The sequence below is a fragment of the Williamsia sp. Y853 genome (genome assembly GCF_056786495.1).
In genome coordinates this window covers 2,437,416-2,457,612 of record NZ_JBXCJC010000001.1, presented here as the reverse complement: position 1 = coordinate 2,457,612, position 20,197 = coordinate 2,437,416, and the positions used below count along the sequence as shown (strand labels likewise).

At 64.1% G+C, this 20,197-nt stretch carries 19 protein-coding genes and 2 tRNA genes; 9 read left to right on the top strand and 12 right to left on the bottom strand.

Annotated features, from left to right (window positions below; genetic code table 11):
* Positions 1-8: 8 nt before the first annotated feature.
* Entirely contained in the window at positions 9-986 is a 978-nt protein-coding gene (locus AC1TPF_RS11240) for a thiamine-phosphate kinase (RefSeq protein WP_482135053.1), read from the bottom strand.
* Positions 987-1,110: 124 nt separating this feature from the next.
* Between AC1TPF_RS11240 and AC1TPF_RS11235 the strand changes: the two genes are divergently transcribed.
* On the top strand, positions 1,111-1,359 hold the full coding sequence (locus AC1TPF_RS11235) for an Lrp/AsnC ligand binding domain-containing protein (protein ID WP_482135054.1): 249 nt from the start codon (positions 1,111-1,113) through the stop codon (positions 1,357-1,359).
* The gene (locus AC1TPF_RS11230) at positions 1,356-1,898 is read left to right on the top strand and encodes a DUF3515 domain-containing protein (protein WP_482135055.1); all 543 of its coding nucleotides are present in this window, start codon (positions 1,356-1,358) and stop codon (positions 1,896-1,898) included. Before AC1TPF_RS11235 ends, AC1TPF_RS11230 begins: the two co-directional genes overlap by 4 nt.
* Before the next feature lie 85 nt (positions 1,899-1,983).
* Here the strand turns inward: AC1TPF_RS11230 and AC1TPF_RS11225 are convergent, their stop codons facing one another.
* Positions 1,984-2,979 carry an NAD(P)H-dependent glycerol-3-phosphate dehydrogenase gene (locus AC1TPF_RS11225; RefSeq protein WP_482137216.1) on the bottom strand — a complete coding sequence of 332 codons (996 nt, stop codon included), beginning with the start codon at positions 2,977-2,979 and terminating at the stop codon, positions 1,984-1,986.
* A 124-nt stretch (positions 2,980-3,103) separates the two neighbouring features.
* Here AC1TPF_RS11225 and cofC point away from each other — a divergent pair, with 124 nt between their 5' ends.
* The 3 genes from cofC to AC1TPF_RS11210 are packed head-to-tail and all read left to right on the top strand — an operon-like array spanning position 3,104 to position 6,913.
* Positions 3,104-3,799, top strand: a complete 696-nt coding sequence (gene cofC, locus AC1TPF_RS11220; RefSeq protein WP_482143868.1) for a 2-phospho-L-lactate guanylyltransferase — start codon at positions 3,104-3,106, stop codon at positions 3,797-3,799.
* Between the two features lie 7 nt (positions 3,800-3,806).
* Positions 3,807-6,008 (top strand): RNA degradosome polyphosphate kinase, encoded by a 2,202-nt coding sequence (locus AC1TPF_RS11215; protein WP_482135057.1) that lies wholly within the window; start codon positions 3,807-3,809, stop codon positions 6,006-6,008.
* Positions 6,005-6,913: an NUDIX hydrolase gene (locus AC1TPF_RS11210; RefSeq protein WP_482135058.1), complete on the top strand. Its 909-nt coding sequence runs from the start codon at positions 6,005-6,007 to the stop codon at positions 6,911-6,913. Before AC1TPF_RS11215 ends, AC1TPF_RS11210 begins: the two co-directional genes overlap by 4 nt.
* Positions 6,914-6,991: 78 nt before the next feature.
* On the opposite strand, the gene AC1TPF_RS11205 is transcribed toward AC1TPF_RS11210, so the two are convergent.
* The 3 genes from AC1TPF_RS11205 to leuC form a co-directional block, all read right to left on the bottom strand.
* Positions 6,992-7,612 carry an HU family DNA-binding protein gene (locus AC1TPF_RS11205; RefSeq protein ID WP_482135059.1) on the bottom strand — a complete coding sequence of 207 codons (621 nt, stop codon included), beginning with the start codon at positions 7,610-7,612 and terminating at the stop codon, positions 6,992-6,994.
* A 130-nt stretch (positions 7,613-7,742) separates the two neighbouring features.
* On the bottom strand, positions 7,743-8,369 hold the full coding sequence (leuD, locus tag AC1TPF_RS11200) for a 3-isopropylmalate dehydratase small subunit (protein WP_482135060.1): 627 nt from the start codon (positions 8,367-8,369) through the stop codon (positions 7,743-7,745).
* A gap of 25 nt (positions 8,370-8,394) precedes the next feature.
* A complete protein-coding gene (gene leuC, locus AC1TPF_RS11195; protein ID WP_482135061.1) occupies positions 8,395-9,837 on the bottom strand; it encodes a 3-isopropylmalate dehydratase large subunit in 1,443 nt (480 codons plus the stop codon).
* A gap of 71 nt (positions 9,838-9,908) precedes the next feature.
* On the opposite strand from leuC, the gene AC1TPF_RS11190 reads away from it, so the two are divergent.
* Both AC1TPF_RS11190 and AC1TPF_RS11185 read left to right on the top strand, forming a co-directional pair.
* Positions 9,909-10,628, top strand: a complete 720-nt coding sequence (locus AC1TPF_RS11190; RefSeq protein ID WP_482135062.1) for an IclR family transcriptional regulator — start codon at positions 9,909-9,911, stop codon at positions 10,626-10,628.
* 86 nt (positions 10,629-10,714) lie between these two features.
* Complete coding sequence (locus AC1TPF_RS11185) at positions 10,715-11,215, top strand: pyridoxamine 5'-phosphate oxidase family protein (protein WP_482135063.1); 501 nt, start codon at positions 10,715-10,717, stop codon at positions 11,213-11,215.
* 506 nt (positions 11,216-11,721) lie between these two features.
* Here AC1TPF_RS11185 and AC1TPF_RS11180 read toward each other — a convergent pair.
* The 5 genes from AC1TPF_RS11180 to AC1TPF_RS11160 all read right to left on the bottom strand — a co-directional run bounded on the left by AC1TPF_RS11180 (position 11,722) and on the right by AC1TPF_RS11160 (position 15,157).
* Positions 11,722-11,794, bottom strand: a tRNA-Glu gene (locus AC1TPF_RS11180).
* Positions 11,795-11,823: 29 nt separating this feature from the next.
* A tRNA-Gln gene (locus tag AC1TPF_RS11175) sits at positions 11,824-11,895 on the bottom strand.
* A gap of 101 nt (positions 11,896-11,996) precedes the next feature.
* On the bottom strand, positions 11,997-13,469 hold the full coding sequence (gene gltX / locus AC1TPF_RS11170; RefSeq protein WP_482143867.1) for a glutamate--tRNA ligase: 1,473 nt from the start codon (positions 13,467-13,469) through the stop codon (positions 11,997-11,999).
* Positions 13,470-13,516: 47 nt separating this feature from the next.
* The gene (locus AC1TPF_RS11165) at positions 13,517-14,344 is read right to left on the bottom strand and encodes an alpha/beta fold hydrolase (RefSeq protein WP_482143865.1); all 828 of its coding nucleotides are present in this window, start codon (positions 14,342-14,344) and stop codon (positions 13,517-13,519) included.
* A 3-nt stretch (positions 14,345-14,347) separates the two neighbouring features.
* Entirely contained in the window at positions 14,348-15,157 is an 810-nt protein-coding gene (locus AC1TPF_RS11160; protein ID WP_482143864.1) for a fumarylacetoacetate hydrolase family protein, read from the bottom strand.
* A 128-nt stretch (positions 15,158-15,285) separates the two neighbouring features.
* On the opposite strand from AC1TPF_RS11160, the gene AC1TPF_RS11155 reads away from it, so the two are divergent.
* Positions 15,286-16,491, top strand: coding sequence for an MFS transporter (locus AC1TPF_RS11155; protein ID WP_482143863.1), 1,206 nt, complete (start codon positions 15,286-15,288; stop codon positions 16,489-16,491).
* Between the two features lie 110 nt (positions 16,492-16,601).
* On the opposite strand, the gene AC1TPF_RS11150 is transcribed toward AC1TPF_RS11155, so the two are convergent.
* Both AC1TPF_RS11150 and serA read right to left on the bottom strand, forming a co-directional pair.
* Entirely contained in the window at positions 16,602-17,615 is a 1,014-nt protein-coding gene (locus AC1TPF_RS11150; protein WP_482135068.1) for a 3-isopropylmalate dehydrogenase, read from the bottom strand.
* Positions 17,612-19,207, bottom strand: a complete 1,596-nt coding sequence (gene serA / locus AC1TPF_RS11145; protein ID WP_482135069.1) for a phosphoglycerate dehydrogenase — start codon at positions 19,205-19,207, stop codon at positions 17,612-17,614. The genes AC1TPF_RS11150 and serA overlap by 4 nt, the downstream gene beginning before the upstream one ends.
* A 270-nt stretch (positions 19,208-19,477) precedes the next feature.
* On the opposite strand from serA, the gene AC1TPF_RS11140 reads away from it, so the two are divergent.
* Complete coding sequence (locus AC1TPF_RS11140) at positions 19,478-20,140, top strand: S1 family peptidase (RefSeq protein ID WP_482135070.1); 663 nt, start codon at positions 19,478-19,480, stop codon at positions 20,138-20,140.
* Positions 20,141-20,197: the final 57 nt, after the last annotated feature.

Here is a 20,197-nt window from a genome sequence, read left to right as displayed (position 1 = left end):
CGCACCCGTCAGAACGTATGCCAACCCGCCTCGAGATCAACCGTATCCATGCCGTGAACGGTGACCGGGGGCTCAGCGGGCCCGGCATGCACCGAACCGATCGCGGTCCACCCGACCGGAAGCTCTCCGGCAGCGAACGTGGCCAGCAGCTCGTGATCTTCACCGCCGGTGCTCGTCCAGACATTCATGTCCACACCGAGCCTGGCTGCGGCAGCCGGCAATTCAGGCACCACCGGGATGGCGGCAACATCGATCTCGATCCGCAGCCCACTGGCCCGCGACATCGTATGGAGCTCCCGCATCAGCCCATCAGAGATGTCGGTCATCGAATGGACGCCTGCCTCCGCGGCGACGACGCCGAGCTCCAGGTGCGGCTCCGGCGCGCAATGTGCCTGCACCAGACCGGCGAAATCGCTGATACCGGCCGACAACAGATCCATGCCTGCGGCCGACGACCCGAGCGGCCCCGAGACAGCCACCACGTCGCCGACCTGAGCCGTCGACAGCCGGACCGGGGTGCGGGTGTCCATGGCGCCGATCGCGGTCACCGCGAGCACGAGTTGATCGCCTGCTGTCAGGTCACCGCCGACAACGTTCGCCCCGTATCGCCGGGCAGCCTCACGCATCCCGTCGCGCAGACCCACCAAGGTGGCTACCGGAATGTCTTTCGGACAGGTCACCGAAGCAAGAAACCCGGTGACCCGGCCGCCCATCGAGATGACGTCGGCGGCGTTCGCGACCACCGCCTTGAACCCGATCTGTTGTGGACTGCTCCAGTCCATCCGGAAGTGCCTGCCGTCGACCAATGCGTCGGTGCTGACCACCACCGGGCCGGCGCCGACGAGCACGGCGGCGTCGTCGCCGGGACCGACCAGCACCATGTGATCACCCCGGGCGTCGTCGTCGGGGGTGGTGAACAGATCGATCAGCACTTGCTCGCCGACCTCACTGACCGTGGGAACCGGATCGGTGGACAGCGTTCTCACCGCGCCTTTCGTTTGGATGTCGGCCTGCTTGATTGGCCACTCGGCACCGTTGTCGGTGACAATATGTGCCAGTCTATTTGGGTCAGCCGCTCCGCTGATCGTCGTCGTGAACGAAAGGAACGCCGTGGTTCAGGCTTACATACTGATCCAGACCGAGGTCGGTAAGGCTGCGGTAGCCGCAGCAGCGATCTCGGATATCGCCGGCGTTGCCTCGTCCGAGGAGGTCAGCGGACCGTACGACGTCATCGTGCGGGTCGACGCGACCAATGCGGCCCACCTCACCGAAGAGGTGGTTCCGAAGATTCAGCAGGTGGATGGGATCACTCGAACCCTGACGTGCCCGGTCGTGACAGGCATCCCGAGGCTGGTGTGAGCGAGTCAACCCCCAGTCGCCCCGGTCGCCTACATCCGGCGATCATCGCAACCATCATCACGATCCCGGTGATGGTCATCGTGGCCTTCATCACCTATGCGGTCGTCAAGACCGACGACAGCACCTCCGCCGACACACCCCTGAAGTCGATGGCGGCACCCGAGCAGTCATCACCGGACTGCGCGGCACTCATCGCCGCGCTGCCCGAGACCTTCGACGGATTCGGCAAGAAGACGGTGTCCGACGACGGCATGGTCAGCTGGCCGCCGGGAGATCAGGTGCCCGGACCGGTTCAGCTGCGCTGCGGCGTCGATCGACCCGAGTCACTGTCCCCCACCTCGGGTCTGCAGGTGGTCGATCCGGTGCAGTGGTTCCTGGTCTCGGCGACCACCGACGCCCCGGGCTTCCTCTGGTACGCCGTCGATCACCGCCCCTACGTGGCGATCTGGCTCCCCGAGAACGTGGGAAACGGTCCGATCCAACAGTTTTCACAGTTGATCGACGAATACCTGCCGACAGCCCCGATCGATCTTGGGTAACTGAACCCCGACCGTTACCCGGTTTCGCGTGACGGAGTCACTCGGGTTTCGCGTGACGGAGTCACTCGGGTTTCGCGTGACGGAGTCACTCGGGTTTCGTCCGCCTGCCGAGCAGTGAGTAGATGGCGTCGGTGACGGTCAGACCCTCGTGACAGACCTGATGTACCGCATTGGTCAACGGCATGTCGACGTCATGCTTCTGGGCGAGGGCACGCACCGATGAACAGGACTTGACGCCTTCGGCGACCTGACCGTGGGTCGCCTCCTGCGCCTCTGCGAGTGTTTTACCTTCGCCGAGGCGGCTGCCAAAGGTGCGGTTGCGCGAGAGCGGCGACGAGCAGGTGGCCACCAGATCGCCGATACCGGCCAGTCCGGCCAACGTCTCCGGGCGCGCTCCCAGTGCAACACCGAGTCGAATGGTCTCGGCCAGCCCGCGGGTGATGATCGAGGCGCGGGTGTTGTCGCCCAGCCCCACGCCCGACGCCATGCCGCAGGCCAGTGCGATGACGTTCTTGACTGCCCCACCGATCTCGCATCCGACCACATCGGTGTTGGTGTAGGGACGGAAATACATGGTGCTGCAAGCCTTTTGAATCTCTCGAGCGCGAACCTCGTTCTCGCATGCCACCACGGTGGCCGCAGGCTGTCCGATGGCGATCTCCCGAGCCAGGTTCGGTCCCGACAACACCGCAACCCGATCCGCGGTCGCTCCGGTCACCTCGGTGATGACCTCACTCATCCGCAGCAGGGTGCCTGTCTCGACGCCTTTGGCCAGCGACATCAGCGTTGCCGTGTCACTCAGATACGGCAGCCACGTCTGCATACTCGTGCGCAGCGATTGCGACGGCACCGCGCACACAACCAGATCCGCGCCATCAAGCACCTCCGCCAGATCGGCACTGGCGCGCAGGCCCTCCGGCAGCGCCACGTCGTCGAGGTAGTCGGGGTTGGTGTGCGTCTGATTGATCGCGTCGGCCAGCTCGGCCCGCCGCGACCACAGGATCGTCTCTGTACCGGCGTCCACCAACACCTTGGCCATCGCTGTGCCCCATGAACCCGAGCCCATGACGACCGCCCGCATAACGCCACCCACCATCTGTCTCCACGACTGCGTGCGGTCTCTCCGCGACGCTCCAAGCCTAGAGGTCGGTGCCAAGGTGGGGTACCTTTTCACCCCGGCGGGGGCGCCGACCATGATGGACCCCATGGAAACGCGGCCGACCGCAGTCGTCATTGCGGTCAAAGAACTGAGCGGGGCCAAAACGCGGCTGGCTCCGGCCATCGGCCGCGATGCGCGCCGCGCCCTGGTTCTGGCGATGCTCGAGGACACCCTCACCGCAGTGGCCGGCACCGGACTCGATCGTGTCGTCGTGGTGTCGCCGGACCAAGCCGTGGCAACCACCGCCGACGCATTCGGAGCCGAGACCGTTGTCGACAAGGGCGACGTCCTCAACCAGGCGTTTGCAATGGGTATCGATCACGCGCTGGCCCGATGGCCCGGTAGCCGAATCCTGGTGCTGCAGGCCGATCTGCCCGCCGCAACCCCGGCAAGTCTGATCGCGGCCGTCGCGGAGTCGGCACCGCTGACGTCGTCGTACATCCCCGATCACGCCGGGACCGGCACCACCGCACTGTTTCTCGACCTCGAAGGTCCACACACAACCGACTTCTTGCGGTTCGGGGCCGACTCCGCGCAGCGGCATTCCGACCACGGCGCCGTCGATCTCATCGACGACTCGGACCGCTGGCCGGACCTTCGGATCGATGTCGACACAGTCGACGATCTGCTGACCGCCGCGCGGTTCGGTCTGGGTCCGGCGACGTCCGCGGTCGTCTCTCGCCTGCGCTTGAGTGAACAATCACAATCTCGCGATTCCACAGCCCGGCCCGATGGGCCATGATGGTCACGTGAGCACAGCAGATGCGACAGGCCAGTCGTCGACCCCACCCTCTATGCCGACAGCACCACCGGCAGCGACCGCTCTACCCACCAGCACCGCGGATCTTCCCGAAGATCGTTACCTCAACCGCGAACTGAGTTGGCTCGACTTCAATGCCCGGGTCCTGGCACTGGCCGAGGACACCTCGCTGCCGCTGCTCGAACGTGCCAAGTTCCTGGCCATCTTCGCTTCCAATCTCGATGAGTTCTTCATGGTCCGGGTGGCCGGGCTCAAGCGCCGTCACGAGACGGGACTATCGGTTCGCTCCGCCGACGGCCTTTCGCCGCATGAACAGCTGTCACTGATCGCCCAGCGCACCCAGGTATTGGCCGACAGGCACGCCCGCGTGTTCCTCGACTCGGTCCAACCGGCTCTGGCAGACAACAACATTCACATCGTCACGTGGGAAGCGCTGTCCGACGACGAGCGCAGCCGACTGAGCGAGTACTTCCATGAAGTGGTTTTCCCGGTGCTCACCCCACTGGCCGTCGACCCGGCTCACCCATTCCCGTACATCTCGGGACTGAGCCTGAATCTGGCCGTGACGGTGAAGGACGTCGGCAAGGGCGGCGAACATTTCGCCCGCGTGAAGGTCCCTGACAACGTCGACCGTTTTGTCCGAGTCGACCGCCTGATGCCTGCCGAGTTCCGGCATCTGTACGCGAAAACCGATACCGCACCGGCAAAACCGATACTCCTTCCGATGGAGTATCTGATCTCCGCGCATCTCGACCATCTGTTCCCTGGCATGGAAATCGTGGAGCACCACGCATTCCGGATCACCCGCAACGCCGACTTCGAGGTCGAGGAAGACCGCGACGAAGACCTGCTCCAGGCACTCGAACGCGAACTCGCCCGTCGGCGTTTCGGTTCACCGGTCCGCTTGGAGATCGCCGGCGACATGACCGAGCACATGCTCGAACTGCTGCTGCGCGAACTCGATGTCGATCCGGCCGACGTGATCGAGGTGCCCGGGCTGCTCGACCTGTCGTGTCTGTTCCAGGTCGCAGGCATCGACCGGCCTGCGCTCAAGGACCCACCCTTTGTCCCGGCCACCCACCCGGCTTTCGGCGAACGCGAAACCCCCAAGAGCATCTTCTCCACGCTGCGTGAGGGCGATGTACTGGTGCATCACCCGTACGACTCTTTCTCCACCAGCGTGCAACGGTTCATCGAACAGGCGGCCGCAGATCCCGATGTCCTCGCGATCAAACAGACGCTTTACCGGACCTCCGGCGACTCCCCGATCGTCAACGCCCTCATCGATGCGGCGGCGGCGGGCAAACAGGTGGTGGCGCTCGTCGAGATCAAGGCGCGCTTCGACGAGCACGCAAACATCAAGTGGGCCAGGCAGCTCGAGCAGGCCGGCGTCCACGTGGTCTACGGGCTCGTGGGACTGAAGACACACTGCAAGACTTGTCTGGTGGTCCGGCGTGAGGGCTCGACCATCCGGCGCTACTGCCACATCGGAACGGGCAACTACAACCCCAAAACCGCACGGCTCTACGAAGACATCGGTTTGTTCACCGCTGCGCCGGATATCGGTGCCGACCTGACCGACCTGTTCAATACGCTCACCGGCTACTCGCGAAAGGTCGAGTACCGCAACCTGCTCGTCGCACCACACGGTGTGCGGGCGGGCATCGTCGATCGCATCCGCGCCGAGATCGAGCGGGCGCAAAGCGGACACTCCGATGCCCGAATTCGCTTGAAGGCCAATGCGCTCGTCGATGAACAGGTGATCGATGCGCTGTATCGAGCATCACAGGCCGGTGTCCCGGTCGATGTCGTGGTCCGCGGTATCTGCGCTCTCCGCCCGGGGGTTCCCGGCCTCAGCGAGAACATCACGGTGCGGTCGATCCTCGGCCAGTTCCTGGAGCACTCCCGGGTCTTCCACTTCCAGTCGATCAACGAGTTCTGGTTCGGCAGCGCAGACATGATGCACCGCAATCTCGATCGACGGGTCGAGGTGATGGCTCAGGTACGCGACCCGCGACTGACACGCGAACTCGACGACGTGTTCGCCTCCGCGATGGATCCGACCACCCGTTGCTGGGTACTCGGGCAGAACGGCAGCTGGACGGCTTCACCCGCTGCGGGTGAAGAAGTGCGGGATCATCAACGTCAGATGATGCGGCGCAACCGTCGTCGGGCTGACCTGAGCCAGTGAGCAAAACGGCAAGCGGCAACGGCGCGGTGGTCTACGCGGCCGGTGGCGTGGTCTGGCGCGAGGATCCGGCCGGGGAGATCGAGGTCGCCATCGTCCACCGACCCCGGTACGACGACTGGACCCTGCCCAAGGGCAAGGTCGAACCCGGGGAAACCTTTCTCAGCGCGGCGGTCCGTGAGATCGCCGAGGAGACGGGCTACCGCGTTCGGCTCGGCAGGCATGTGCGGATGGTCAGCTACGACCTTCGTGGTCCCGGCCGCAAGCACGTCCACTATTGGTCGGCCGAGGTCGTCTCAGGCGAGTTCACGCCCAACGACGAGGTTGACGAATTGCGTTGGCTTTCAGTGGAATCAGCAGAATCGGCGATCTCGTATCATCTCGACCGAAAGGTCCTGAAGTCCTTTCGGACCCTACCGGCAAAGCTTGATGTCCTACTGTTGGTGCGCCATGCCAAGGCAGGCCGCAAGTCCCGCTACAAGGGTGACGACCGGTTCCGCCCCCTGGAGAAGGTGGGCCAGGCTCAAGCCGAGGCATTGATGTCGCAACTGCTGTTGTTCGGCCCCACTGACGTTCATTCGGCAGACCGTGTGCGTTGCGTGCAGACGGTGGCACCGCTGGCCGACGAACTCGGCGTCGAGGTCGAGGCCGAGCCGTCACTGTCAGAAGAGTCCTACGCCGACGATCCGAAGGCCGGGCGCCGCCGGATTCGAGAGATTGCGCAGTCACCCGGGATTCACGTCGTGTGCAGTCAGGGCAAAGTGATCCCCCCGCTACTCAAATGGTGGGCTTCACAGGACGAGCTGAAACTCCCGGCGTCGCGAAACCGGAAGGGAAGTTTCTGGGTGCTCTCGCTGCACGACGGAAAACTCGTTGCCGCGCACCACGTCGACAGCCCGATGGGTTAGCGGCCGGTAACCGAAATGCCTTGAACGCAAAACAAACCCCGGTGGAGGGAAGGTCCACCGGGGTTTTGTTTGTCTGCGTCAGCGCTTCTTGGCCGGAGCCTTCTTCGCCGGAGCCTTCTTGGCAGGTGCGGCCTTCTTGGCCGGAGCTACCTTCTTGGCTGCAACCTTCTTGGCAGGTGCGGCCTTCTTGGCCGGAGCTACCTTCTTGGCTGCAACCTTCTTGGCAGGTGCGGCCTTCTTGGCCGGAGCTACCTTCTTGGCTGCAACCTTCTTGGCGGGAGCGGCCTTCTTGGCCGGAGCCACCTTCTTGGCTGCAACCTTCTTGGCCGGAGCCGCCTTCTTGGCTGCGGTCTTCTTGGCCGGTGCCGCTGCGACAGTTGCACTGCCACGCTTGACGGCCGGGCCCGATGCGCTCAGCTTCTGCTTGCCGGACACAACGAGTTTGAACTGTGCGCCCGGACGGAATGCCGGCACCCAAGTCGGTTTGACCTTGACGGTTTCGCCGGTGCGCGGGTTGCGAGCAACCCGAGCGGCGCGACGCCGTTTTTCGAAGACACCGAAACCGGTGATCGTCACGCTCTCACCCTTGTTCACCGCCCGCACGATTGTGTCGACGATGTGCTCGACGGCGTCAGTAGCCGTACGGCGATCGGTCCCCAACTTCTTTGTTAGTTCTTCGATGAGCTCTGCCTTGTTCATGGATTCAACCTCCGCAAACTGTTGACCCACTTTGGGCCATCTAAATGAACACGGTAAACGTCAAATCGCAAAACGTCCACGATCGACGCCAAATTCGCTCGGCGTGGCGAAAGGTATGCCGTCTAACAGGTTACGGCCGTGGCCTCGCTGCGCTCCCCGAAGCGGGCTCCGGCAGGGTCTTCGGTTTCCATACGGGCCTTGCCTTTTCGAACTCAGAAATGGCTTCGACCTGCCGCAATGTCAATCCGATGTCGTCCAGACCCTCCATCAGACGCCACCGGGTGTACTCATCAATTGCAAAGGGCACCACTAGGTCCGCTGCTGTGACCGTCTGATCTTCAAGGCTCACCGTCAATTCCAACCCGGGCTGCTCCTCGAGCCGCTTCCAGATCAGCTCGACGTCCGCCTGGTCCACCTGCGCGGCCACCAACCCGGCTTTTCCGGCATTGCCGCGGAAGATGTCAGCGAAGCGCGACGAGATCACGACCCGAAAACCGAAGTCAGATAACGCCCAGACCGCATGCTCACGGGACGATCCGGTGCCGAAGTCGGGGCCCGCCACCAGGACAGATCCGTGGTTGTACGGCTCGACATTGAGAATGAAGCCCGGGTCCGCGCGCCAGCCGGCGAACAGTCCGTCCTCAAATCCGGTGCGAGTCACCCGCTTCAGAAACTCCGCCGGGATGATCTGGTCGGTGTCGACATTGCCCTGGCGAAGCGGCACGCCGATTCCGGTATGAATGCTGATCGGTTCCATCGTCAATACTCCTTCTCGTCCGCGCTCAGACCGCGGGAACTGAATCGGTCAGGTCGGTCGGGGCACTGAGGCGTCCTCGAATTGCAGTGGCAGCAGCCACAGCTGGGGACACGAGGTGAGTTCGGCCTCCCTTTCCCTGCCGCCCTTCGAAATTGCGGTTCGAGGTCGACGCGGACCGTCCGCCGGGTGCGAGCTGATCCGGGTTCATTCCCAGGCACATCGAACAACCGGGCTGCCGCCACTCTGCGCCGGCTTCCTCGAAGATGTCGCCGAGTCCCTCTGCTTCGGCCTGCAGGCGCACCCGCCCCGATCCGGGAACGATGAGCATCCGAATGCCTTCGGCCACGTGATGACCGGACAAGACCTCGGCCACCGCACGCAGATCCTCGATACGCCCGTTGGTGCACGAGCCGACGAACACGGTGTCGACCTCGATCTCGCGCAGCGGCATGCCAGGCGTCAAATCCATGTACCGCAGTGCCTTCTCGGTCGCCTCGGCCTCTGCTGCATCGGCGATCTTGGCGGGGTCGGGCACAGAAGCACCCAGGGGCAACCCCTGCCCCGGGTTGGTTCCCCAGGTGACAAACGGGGTCAGCTTGGTCGCATCGATATGGACCTCTGCGTCGAAGACCGCACCGTCGTCGGTACGGAGCTGACGCCAGTTCTGCACCGCGGCATCCCAGTCGGCGCCGGTCGGCGTATGCGGACGGCCCTTGACGTATTCGAAGGTTATGTCATCGGGTGCAATAAGTCCGGCGCGAGCACCGGCCTCAATCGACATGTTGCACACGGTCATTCGGGCCTCCATCGAGAGCTTCTCGATGGCCGGGCCGCGGTACTCGAGCACATAGCCCTGTCCGCCGCCGGTCCCGATCTGCGCGATGACCGCCAAGATGAGGTCTTTGGCGGTGACGCCGGGCGGCAATTCGCCGTCCACATTGATCGCCATTGTCTTGAACGGACGCAACGAAAGTGTCTGCGTCGCCAGCACATGCTCGACCTCGGAGGTACCGATGCCCATCGCAATAGAGCCGAAAGCACCATGCGTGGCGGTATGACTGTCACCACAGACGACTGTCATACCCGGCAACGTCAGACCGAGTTCCGGTCCGATGATGTGGACGATGCCCTGATTGGCATCACCCATGGAATGCAACCGGATTCCGAATTCTTCGCAGTTCCTGCGAAGGGTGTCGACCTGCAGACGCGAGATGGGATCGGCAATTTCCTTGTCGATATTCATCGTCGGCACGTTGTGGTCTTCGGTCGCAATCGTCAGGTCGGGTCGTCGCACCGGACGATCCGCCAGGCGCAGGCCGTCGAACGCCTGCGGGCTCGTCACCTCGTGGACTAGATGCAGATCGATGTAGATCAGGTCGGGGTTGCGTCCCGATCCCTCACCTTCACCACGCACCACAACATGTTCTTCCCAAACCTTTTCGGCCAAGGTCATTGGACGTTCGGTCATCATGATCACCAAGTTTCTTCTTCTGACGAGATGGGCTGGCATCTCAGTATGCGAGAGCATAGTATCGGCTTGTGAGAAATGATACCGCATCGGCAGTGGCCAGTGGGATCGGTGTTCTGGATAAATCCGTCGCCGTTCTGCACGCCGTCTCCGAAGGCCCGTGCAACCTGAACCAACTGTGTACGCGGACCGGATTGCCGCGTGCGACCGCGCACCGGCTCGCCGTCGGACTCGAAACCCACCGACTGTTGGCGCGCAATACTTCCGGCCTGTGGTGCCCGGGCCCCGCACTCGGCGAACTCGCCGCCGGAGCCACCGACACCGTGCGCGAGGCCGCAGCGCTGATCCTGCCCAGACTGCGGGAGATCACCGGCGAGAGCGTGCAGCTCTATCGCAGAGAGGGCGCCGACCGGATCTGCGTCGCCGCCATCGAGCCGCCATCCGGACTCCGCGACACCGTCCCCGTCGGAGCCCGGCTGCCGATGAACGCCGGCTCAGGGGCCAAGGTCCTCCTCGCCTGGGCCGACCCCGCGACCGCCCGGCTCCTGCTGGGTGAGAACGGTTTCAGCGAACGCACACTGCTCGAGGTCCGCCGCCGGGGATGGGCGCAGAGCATCGGTGAGCGCGAGCCCGGCGTGGCCAGCATCTCGGCTCCGGTACGCGACAACGCCGGCGAGGTCATCGCCGCGATATCGGTCTCCGGTCCGATCGACCGGATGGGACGGCGTCCGGGATCACGCTGGGCCGCCGACCTACTGGCCGCGGCGGATGCAATCAACAAACGACTCTAGGGTGGGGTATCGAAAGTCACATCTTCGAACGACAGTGACCTGACCGGCCTCCGTTGGCGCCCGGCAGGAGAACGAAAGGACACCCGATGGGAACGAACGAGCGCGGCAAAATCGTGATGGGCGACGACGAGATCGACGAATTCATCGTTCGCAGCCGCACTGCCACGATGGCAACGGTGTCCGCCACGGGCCGTCCCCACCTGGTGGCCATGTGGTACGGCGTCATCGATGGCGAGATCTGGTTCGAGACAAAGGCGAAATCACAGAAAGCCGTGAACATTCGCCGCAATCCGATCTGCACCGTGATGATCGAAGCCGGCCTCACCTACAACGAGTTGCGCGGCGTATCGATCGACGGGACCGCCGAGATCCTCGACGACCCGGACTCGATCCTGATGTGCGGCATCAGTGTGTGGGAACGCTACAACGGCCCGTACACCGACGAGATGCGCCCCTACGTCGATCAGATGATGAACAAGCGGGTTGCGATCCGGATCAAGACCGACCGCGTCCGCAGCTGGGACCACCGCAAGCTCGGACTCCCCGAAGTCCCGCTCGCCGGAACCACGGCGGAGTTCGTGAAGTAGTAGACACACCCGCGACGGCCTCCACATCGATTCGATGTGGGGGCCGTTCTACGTCGCGGGGGTCAGAAGCTCGACGACTTCAAATCCGATAGGCGCGATCGGCGGATGCCGAACTCAAATCAGGCGTAAGCAGCAATCGCCGCTTGTGATTCATGCCACACTCAGGCGTCCGCCGCGGCACAGCTACAAGAATCCCTCTTTTGCCGGCCACAGCGGGTCCCCCCGCTCAAACCAGGTGGAGGGTTCACCGAAGGAGTATCAACAGTGGGTTCAGCCGATTTTGTCGGACTTGCTTTCGGAATCTTGGGTAGCGGAATCCAGCTGCTCGGGGTGTATCTCGCCGCCGCCCTCGCAGCGTTTGGCCTATAGCTCCCAACAAGATTCGAAGGCCCCTACCGGACATCAGTTCCAGCGGGGGCCTTCGCTGCTGCGTGGAAGCCGACCGCCTTGGTCCGGACAGAGAAAAACCCTCCCCCTGCATGGCAGGAGAAGGGTTGATCTTGTTGTAGCCCCGACGGGATTCGAACCCGCGCTACCGCCTTGAGAGGGCGGCGTCCTAGGCCGCTAGACGACGGGGCCAGAACTGACACAGTATTACGCTGTTGTCGCTGGGGTACCAGGACTCGAACCTAGAATGGCGGTACCAGAAACCGCTGTGTTGCCAATTACACCATACCCCATTCGCTGCTCTCCCAGTCGCTTGTGGCGGCTGGAAAAGCAACGAGAAAGAGATTATCAAACCCTGCGCCCTAACCTGTAATCGCCAGGTCAGAGGCACTTTTTACACGATCGTTGCGCGAGCAGCGCGCAGTCGGGCGAGGCTGCGCTGCGCCCCGAGGAGCTCCAACGACTCGAACAGCGGAGGGCTGATGTGCGACCCCGTCACCGCAACACGAACCGGACCGAACGCCTTGCGCGGTTTGAGCTCGAGTCGCTCCACCAACGCTTCCTTGAGGGCGCTTTCAATGGCCTCAGTCGTCCACTGAGGCAATGCCGCCAGCGATTCGATGGTCGCGTCCAGAACGGGCGCCGCGTCGGCTCCGAGGTTCTTACGGGCCGCTGCTTCGTCGATCGCGAATTCGTCGTCCGACACGTAGAGGAATGCGATGAGTCCCCACGCGTCCCCGAGGACCTGGATGCGCGTCTGGACCAGATCGGCGACAACCGCCCACTGGGCCTCGTCGACCGGTTCGGTCAACTTGCCCGCCTTGACGAGGAAGTCCCGCAACCGCCCGGCAAAGTCCTCCGGGGTGAGCCGGCGAATGTGCTCGGCGTTGATCGAGTCGGCCTTCTTCTGGTCGAACCGGGCGGGATTGGAGTTCACCTTCGAGATGTCGAACGCGGCGATCATCTCGTCGAGGGTGAAGATGTCGTGATCGTCGGCGATGCCCCAGCCCAGGAGCGCCAAGTAGTTCAGCAGGCCTTCGGGGATGAACCCGCGATCGCGGTGGTGGAACAGGCTCGACTGCGGGTCGCGCTTCGACAGCTTCTTGTTGCCCTCCCCCATCACAAACGGAAGATGCCCGAATTCGGGTGTCCGGCTTGCGATTCCGACCCGGATGAGCGCTTCGTAGAGTGCGATCTGACGCGGTGTCGACGACAGCAGATCTTCACCGCGCAGGACGTGGGTGATCTCCATCAACGCGTCGTCGACGGGATTGACCAAGGTGTACAACGGATCTCCGTTGCCGCGTGTCAGCGCGAAATCCGGCACCGTCCCGGCCGGGATGGTGGTGGTGCCGCGCACCAGGTCGTCCCATGAGATGTCGCGATCGGGCATCTTGAGCCGGACGACGGCGCGGCGGCCCTCGTCGCGAAATGCCTGCTTCTGCCCTTCGGTGAGGTCGCGGTCGAAGTTGTCGTAGCCGAGCTTGGGATCACGGCCTGCGGCCTTGTGCCGCGCCTCGACCTCTTCTGCCGTCGAGAACGCCTCGTAGGCCTCACCGGCATCGAGAAGCTTTGCGACCGCATCGAGATGCAGCGGTTTGCGTTGCGACTGACGGTAGGGCTCATGCGGGCCACCGACCTCCGGGCCCTCGTCCCAGTTCAGGCCGAGCCAGCGCAGCGCATCGAGGATCGCGGCGTACGACTCCTCGGTGTCGCGCGCGGCGTCGGTGTCCTCGATCCGGAACACGAACGCACCACCGTTGTGCCGGGCGTAGGCGTAGTTGAACAACGCGGTACGCACCAACCCGACATGTGGTGTGCCGGTCGGAGATGGACAAAAACGGACGCGGACCTGCGATTCACTCATGCGCCCAGATTACGCGGGGGTAACAGTGCCGCTGTCCCCTGGCATCCTCAGGCGGTGTGCTGCCCCAAGAATTCGATCAGGAGCGCGTTGACCTCGGCCGGCTGCTCGAGGTAGCCGTAGTGACCGGCCTTGACCACTTCCTCGTACCGCGCACCGGGTATCGCGTCTGCGACCTCACGAGCCAGATGTGGTGGCAACGTACGGTCGTCGGCGAAACCGATCACCAGCGACGGCCGGGTGATCCCGGCATATGCGGCAAGACGATCACTCTCTCCGTCGTGCAGCCCGAGTTGTGCCCGCATACCCGGCGTCACCGTTTGCCCAGAGAACTCGATCACATCGAGCCAGTCCCGCACCGCGGTGTCGTTGTCGAGGGTGTGCCGAGACAGATTGAGGTGCGCGGTGATCGCCGCGTGGAAGCGAGGAGGCAACGTGATCTTCTGGTCGTAGAGCGCCCGCTCCCCTTCGGAGATCCATTGCTGCAGTGGCCCACTGCGACCGTACGTCGCGATCATGACGGCGCACCGGACGAGATCCGGTCGCGCCAACGCCAACTCCTGGGTCACCTTCGCGCCGAGCGAGGTTCCGATCACAACCGCAGGCTCACCGCCGAGAAACTCGATCAGAGCGGCGGTATCGGCCACCATGTCGGCGATGGTGAACCCTTCGGGACATTCACTCGACGGTGCGATGCCGCGATTGTCGAACATGACGACGCGGTAGCCCGCCTTGACCAGCGCCGGCTGCTGGTGCGCTTTCCAGACCCGGCCCGGACTGCCACTACCCATCACCATGACAACCAGTGGACCTGAACCGGAGTCCTCGTAGCTGAGCGAGATTCCGTTGACCTGAGCAGTTTTCGGCCGCGGACGCATCTGCTACCCCCGCTCGGCGACCGGGTTGGTCAGCGTGCCGAGGCCTTCGACGGTGACACTGACCGTGTCGCCGGCGGCCATCGGACCGATGCCTTCCGGTGTGCCGGTGAGAATCACGTCGCCGGGCAGCAGTGTCATCACGGCGCTGATCCACTCGACGATCTCGCCGACGTCGTGCAGCATCAGGCTGGTGCGGCTGCGCTGCTTGACCTCTCCGTTGAGCTCGGTGCGGATCTCGAGATCACTGGGGTCGAGTTCGGTTTCGATCCACGGCCCGAGCGGACAGAAGGTGTCGTGGCCCTTGCCGCGTGTCCACTGCCCATCGGCCTTCTGCTGATCGCGGGCCGTGACGTCGTTGCCGATCGTGTAGCCGAGGATCACATCCTTTGCCGCTGCCGCCTTCACATCGCGGCAGGGGCGGCCGATCACGATCGCGAGCTCACCCTCGAAGTCCACGCGGTCCGAAGATTTCGGCCGCAGGATCGGCACGTGGGGCCCGATGATCGAAGTGTTCGGCTTTATGAAAATCACCGGATTCTCCGGTGCCTCAACAACCCCTGGGGTCGAGCTCCGCTCCGCTTCGTCTTCGGCCATTTCAGCCACATGAGCCAGATAATTTTTACCAATACAGATCACCTTGCTGGCCAGGATCGGCGCCAGCAGGCGGGTATCGGCCAGCGGCCAGCTCCGGCCGGTGAACGTGGGCGTACCAAAAGGGTGTTCGGCAATTTCACGAGCCGTGGCGGCGTCGCCGTCGCCTTCGATACTGACAAAAGCAACCCCGTCAGGGCTGGCAATTCGACCTAGTCGCATGGTCGCCAGACTATCGCACCCGGACGATCTCAACTGTCGGGAGCCGCCCTTGGCACCATCCCCAGCGGCGTTCTACTATATGGACATTCTATTTCATATGTTGAGAACGCGATCGAGGAGGTCCTGATATGCCCACCAATGCCCGCCGCTGGGCAATGCTCTGCGCCTCCCTGCTGTCCGCAATGGCAACGACCTGCGTCGTCAGCGGTGTCGCCTTCCTCATCCCCGAACTGCACCGCTCAGAAGGGATGTCACTGACCGAGGCGTCAACCCTGGCAGCGGCGCCGACCTTCGGGCTGCTGTTGTCGACCTATGCCTGGGGTATCGCCCTCGACCGGTTCGGCGAGCGCCGGATCCTGCTGCTGTCACTGGGCTCGACCATCGTCACCATGTCGACGGCATGTTTGGCCAACATGTGGGACGCACCCAAGGCCGTCCTGGGCCTGGCACTGTTGGTGGCAGGCGTCACCTCGGCCGCCACCAACGGGGCCGGTGGCCGCATCGTCGTCGGATGGTTCTCGCCCGAGAAACGCGGCACCGCGATGGGTGTCCGGCAGACGGCGCAACCGCTGGGCATCGGTGTCTGCGCCCTGACGATCCCGGTTCTGTCCGAAAAGTTCGGTGTCACAACCGGTCTGGTGGTCCCCTTGGTTGTCACGGTGATCGCGACAGTGTTCGTCCTGGTTGTGGTCGCCGACCCGCAACGACCATCGACATCGGCCACCCAGACCGCCATGTCGTCGAATCCGTATCGCGGAAGCCAGTTCCTGCCACGTGTCCATGGGGTGAGCATTCTGCTGTGTGTCCCCCAGGGCATGCTGTGGACGTTTGTGCCGGCCTGGCTGATCGTGCAGCACAACTGGTCCCCGATGACCGCGGGCATCCTGGTGACGATCAGTCAGATCCTCGGCGCCGCCGGTCGCATCGGCGCCGGCCGATGGTCCGACGTCTGGGGATCACGCACCAAACCGATTCGGTTGATCTCGATCGGCGCCACCGCATCGGTGGGATTGCTGGCCTTCACCGATTGGCTCAACAGCCCCGTCGCGGCGGCCGTCATGGTGATCGCGAGCGTGATCACGGTGGCCGACAACGGATTGGCGTTCACCGCGATCGCCGAGTTCTCCGGGCCGCAATGGAGCGGTCGTGCACTGGCGGTCCAGAACACGGGCCAATACCTGTGGATGGCCGCGTCCACACCGCTGTTCGGCATGGCCATCGGTGCCTTCGGCTACCCGGCCGCGTTCCTGATCGCCGCGGCAGCCCCGGCCGCCGCGATCGGAGTGGTCCCACCGGACCAAAAGCGCGACGCGTTGGTGACCACTCCGTCTTGACGGCCGGTGGCTACAACGACAAACCCCACCCGTTTCAGTCAAAACCACATGGTGCAACGTGTGGAAATGCCTGGAACGGGTGGGGTTTGTGAGTGTGCCCGGCCGGCGGGTCAGCCCAGGGCTGCCCGGATCCGGGTCCCGATCTCCTTGGTGTCGACCGGAAGTTCTCCGCGGCTCGCCAGGTCGGCGGCGACCGCCTGCGAGATCCGGTCGGCCTCGGCCTCGTGGCCGAGATGACGCAGCAGGAGTTCCACCGACAGGATGGCAGCCGTGGGATCGGCGACGCCCTTCCCGGCGATATCCGGAGCACTTCCGTGGACCGGCTCGAACATCGACGGGTTGGTGCCGGTCGCATCGATGTTGCCCGATGCCGCCAGGCCGATGCCACCGCTGACCGCGCCTGCGATGTCGGTGATGATGTCGCCGAACAGGTTGTCGGTGACGATGACGTCGTAACGACCCGGGTTGGTGACCATGTAGATGGTCGCCGCATCGATGTGGTTGTAATCGACGGTGACCTCGGGGTACTCAACCGCAACCTCGTCGACGGTCCGCTTCCACATCGATCCGGCAAACGTGAGCACGTTTGTCTTGTGGATCAGTGTGAGGTGCTTGCGACGGGCCTGAGCACGCTTGAAGGCATCGCGGACAACGCGTTCGATGCCGAACCGGGTGTTGACGCTGACCTCGGTGGCGACCTCGTTCGGGGTACCGACGCGGATGGCACCACCGTTGCCGGTGTACGGGCCTTCCGTGCCTTCACGGACCACAACGAAGTCGATGTCGGGGTTGCCCGCCAGCGGCGAGGTGACGCCGGGGTAGAGCTTGCTCGGGCGCAGGTTCACATGGTGATCGAGCGCAAAGCGCATGTTCAGCAGCAAACCGCGCTCGAGGATGCCCGGGGTGACCGACGGATCGCCGATCGCGCCCAGCAGGATCGCGTCGTGGCCGCGAATCGCGGTCAGATCCTCATCGGTCAGCAGTTCGCCGGTGCGGTGGTAGCGATTGGCGCCGAGATCGAACTCGGTGGTCTCGACGCCCGGCAGGACGTGTTCCAGTACCGCCAGAGCTTCGGAGATGACCTCAGGGCCGATTCCGTCGCCGGCTATGACAGCGAGTTTCATGACAGGTCGACCTGCTTGATGAGCGTCGCGCCGACTGCCTCACCGATGGCGGTGAGGACGGCCTCGGGGATCTGCTGGCTCACGCGCAACAGGATGGTCGCGCCTTCACCCTCGGCGTCCTGCGAGAGTCCGGCGGCCGCGATGTCGATGCCGGCGTTGCCGAGCAGGGTGCCGATCTTGCCCAGTGATCCCGGCTGATCTCCATAGGAGACAACAAGATTGAGGCCTTCGGCCCGCAGGTCGAAGTTGCGGCCGTTGATGTTGACGATCTTCTCGACCTCGGCAGGCCCCGACAGGGTGCCACCGACATTGAGGACGGTTCCGTCACCGAAGACCGCACGCAGATCCACCAGGTTGCGGTGATTCGGGCTCTCCGACGCGGTGGTCACCTCAGAGGTGACACCACGCTCGGCCGCCAAGGCGGGAGCGTTCACGAAGGTGACCGGATCCTCGATGACGGCGGAGAACAGACCACGCAGCGCGGACAGTCCGAGGACGTCGACATTGCGCGACGCGATCTCGCCGCGGACGTCAACGCTGAGGTTGGCCGGAACCTGACCCGACAGGGCGCCGACCAGGACACCGAGCTTGCGGACGAGTTCGAGCCACGGGGCGACCTCGTCGTCGACTGCGCCACCGGTGATGTTCACGGCGTCGGGGACGAAGTGTCCGGCCAGGGCCAGACGCACGCTCTTCGCGACGTCGGTGCCTGCGCGATCCTGCGCCTCCGAGGTGGAGGCACCCAGGTGCGGGGTCACCACTACCTGCGGGAGCTCGAACAGCGGCGAATCAGTGCACGGCTCGGTGGCGTAGACGTCGAGGCCTGCGGCGAACACATGACCGGTCTTGATGGCATCGGCCAGTGCCTGCTCGTCGATCAGCCCACCGCGAGCGGCGTTGACGACGATGACGCCCTTCTTGGTGCGGGCCAGCTCGTCGGCGCCGATGAGGCCGAGGGTCTCCGGAGTCTTGGGCAGGTGCACCGAGAACATGTCGGCGCGCTCGAGCAGCTCGTCCAGGGTGACCAGCTCGATACCGAGCTGTGCGGCGCGAGCCGGCGACACGTAGGGGTCGTACGCGATGATGTTGGTCTCGAAGGCGGCCAGGCGCTGTGCGAACAGCTGTCCGATCCGGCCGAGTCCGACAACACCGACGGTCTTGCCGAAGATCTCGACACCGTTGAACTTCGAGCGCTTCCACTCGTGCTCGCGCAGGGTCGCATCGGCGGCCGGGATCTGGCGGGCGGCGGACAGCAACAGGCTGACGGCGTGCTCGGCGGCTGTGTGGATGTTGGACGTCGGTGCATTGACCACCATCACGCCCCGCTCGGTTGCGGCCGCGACATCGACATTGTCGAGTCCGACGCCGGCGCGGGCGATGATCTTCAGGTTGGGTCCGGCGGCGAGGACCTCGGCATCAACCTGAGTAGCCGAACGCACGAGAATGGCGTCGGCATCCTTGACTGCCTCGAGCAACTTCGGGCGGTCGGGGCCATCGACCCAGCGCACCTCGACATCTTCGCCGAGGGCAGCAACCGTGGACTGTGCCAATTTGTCGGCGATCAACACGACTGGGCGGCCGGTGGGGCTCACAGTAAAATTCTCCTGGGGTCGGGTAGCGCCCGGCGCTTACCGGGAGCCAGCGAAGTGGCAACTCCAGCGATCAGCTTAGTGGCCGCCCACAGCGATCCGTTCCCGGGTATATCGACGAACCCGGCGCGGACCTGCATGAATCGGATCAGTCGGCCCGATGACCTGGGAAATGCCGCCCCGAAGATCGATTGCGACTATCTTTCAAGGAGGATATTCCGGCTTCGGGGGAGACACACCGGGATAGACCACGGCCGATGATTGGGGAATCCGATGCTGAAGAAATTGCTTGTGGCCTGCATGGCCCTGGCATCCGCCGCACTACTTGTGACCGGGGGCGGAGCTGCGGTCGCGGCGCCGGCGAAGGTCGCCTTGGGCGGCGGTTCGGGAATCCTGATCCTCAAAGGCGGCAACAGCGCCTCGGCGTGCACGCTGACCACCATCGGCACCGACAACACCGGCACGCTCTACGGATTGACCGCAGGCCACTGTGGTGAAGGCGGACAGCGGGTCGCCTCCGAGCAAGATCAGGATCGCGGCGTCCTGGGCCGGATCACGTTCTCCAATCACAAACTCGACTACGCGATCATCGCGTTCGATCCGGAGAAGGTCGCACCGACCCGCACGGTCGGGAACGTGACCATCCGCAGCGTGCAGACGACTCCCCCGCAGTTCCCGGACATCGCCTGCAAGGAAGGCCGGACCAGCGGCAACACCTGTGGTGTCACGTGGTTCGCCGACGGCGTCGAGCACATCAGTCAGATCTGTGTCCTCGAGGGCGACTCGGGCAGCCCGGTGGTCATCGGTGACCGACTCATCGGCATGGTGAACGCCTACTACTACGTCGGCTGCATCGGACCCGAGACGGGCACCAACATCAAGCCGATCCTGGACGACCTGCCTCTGCGCGGGGTCAACGGATTCAAGGTGTACTGACCCGCTCGCTCGTGACGTCCCCCGCCTCGGCGACTCCGGGGAAGGTCCCGCTCGGCG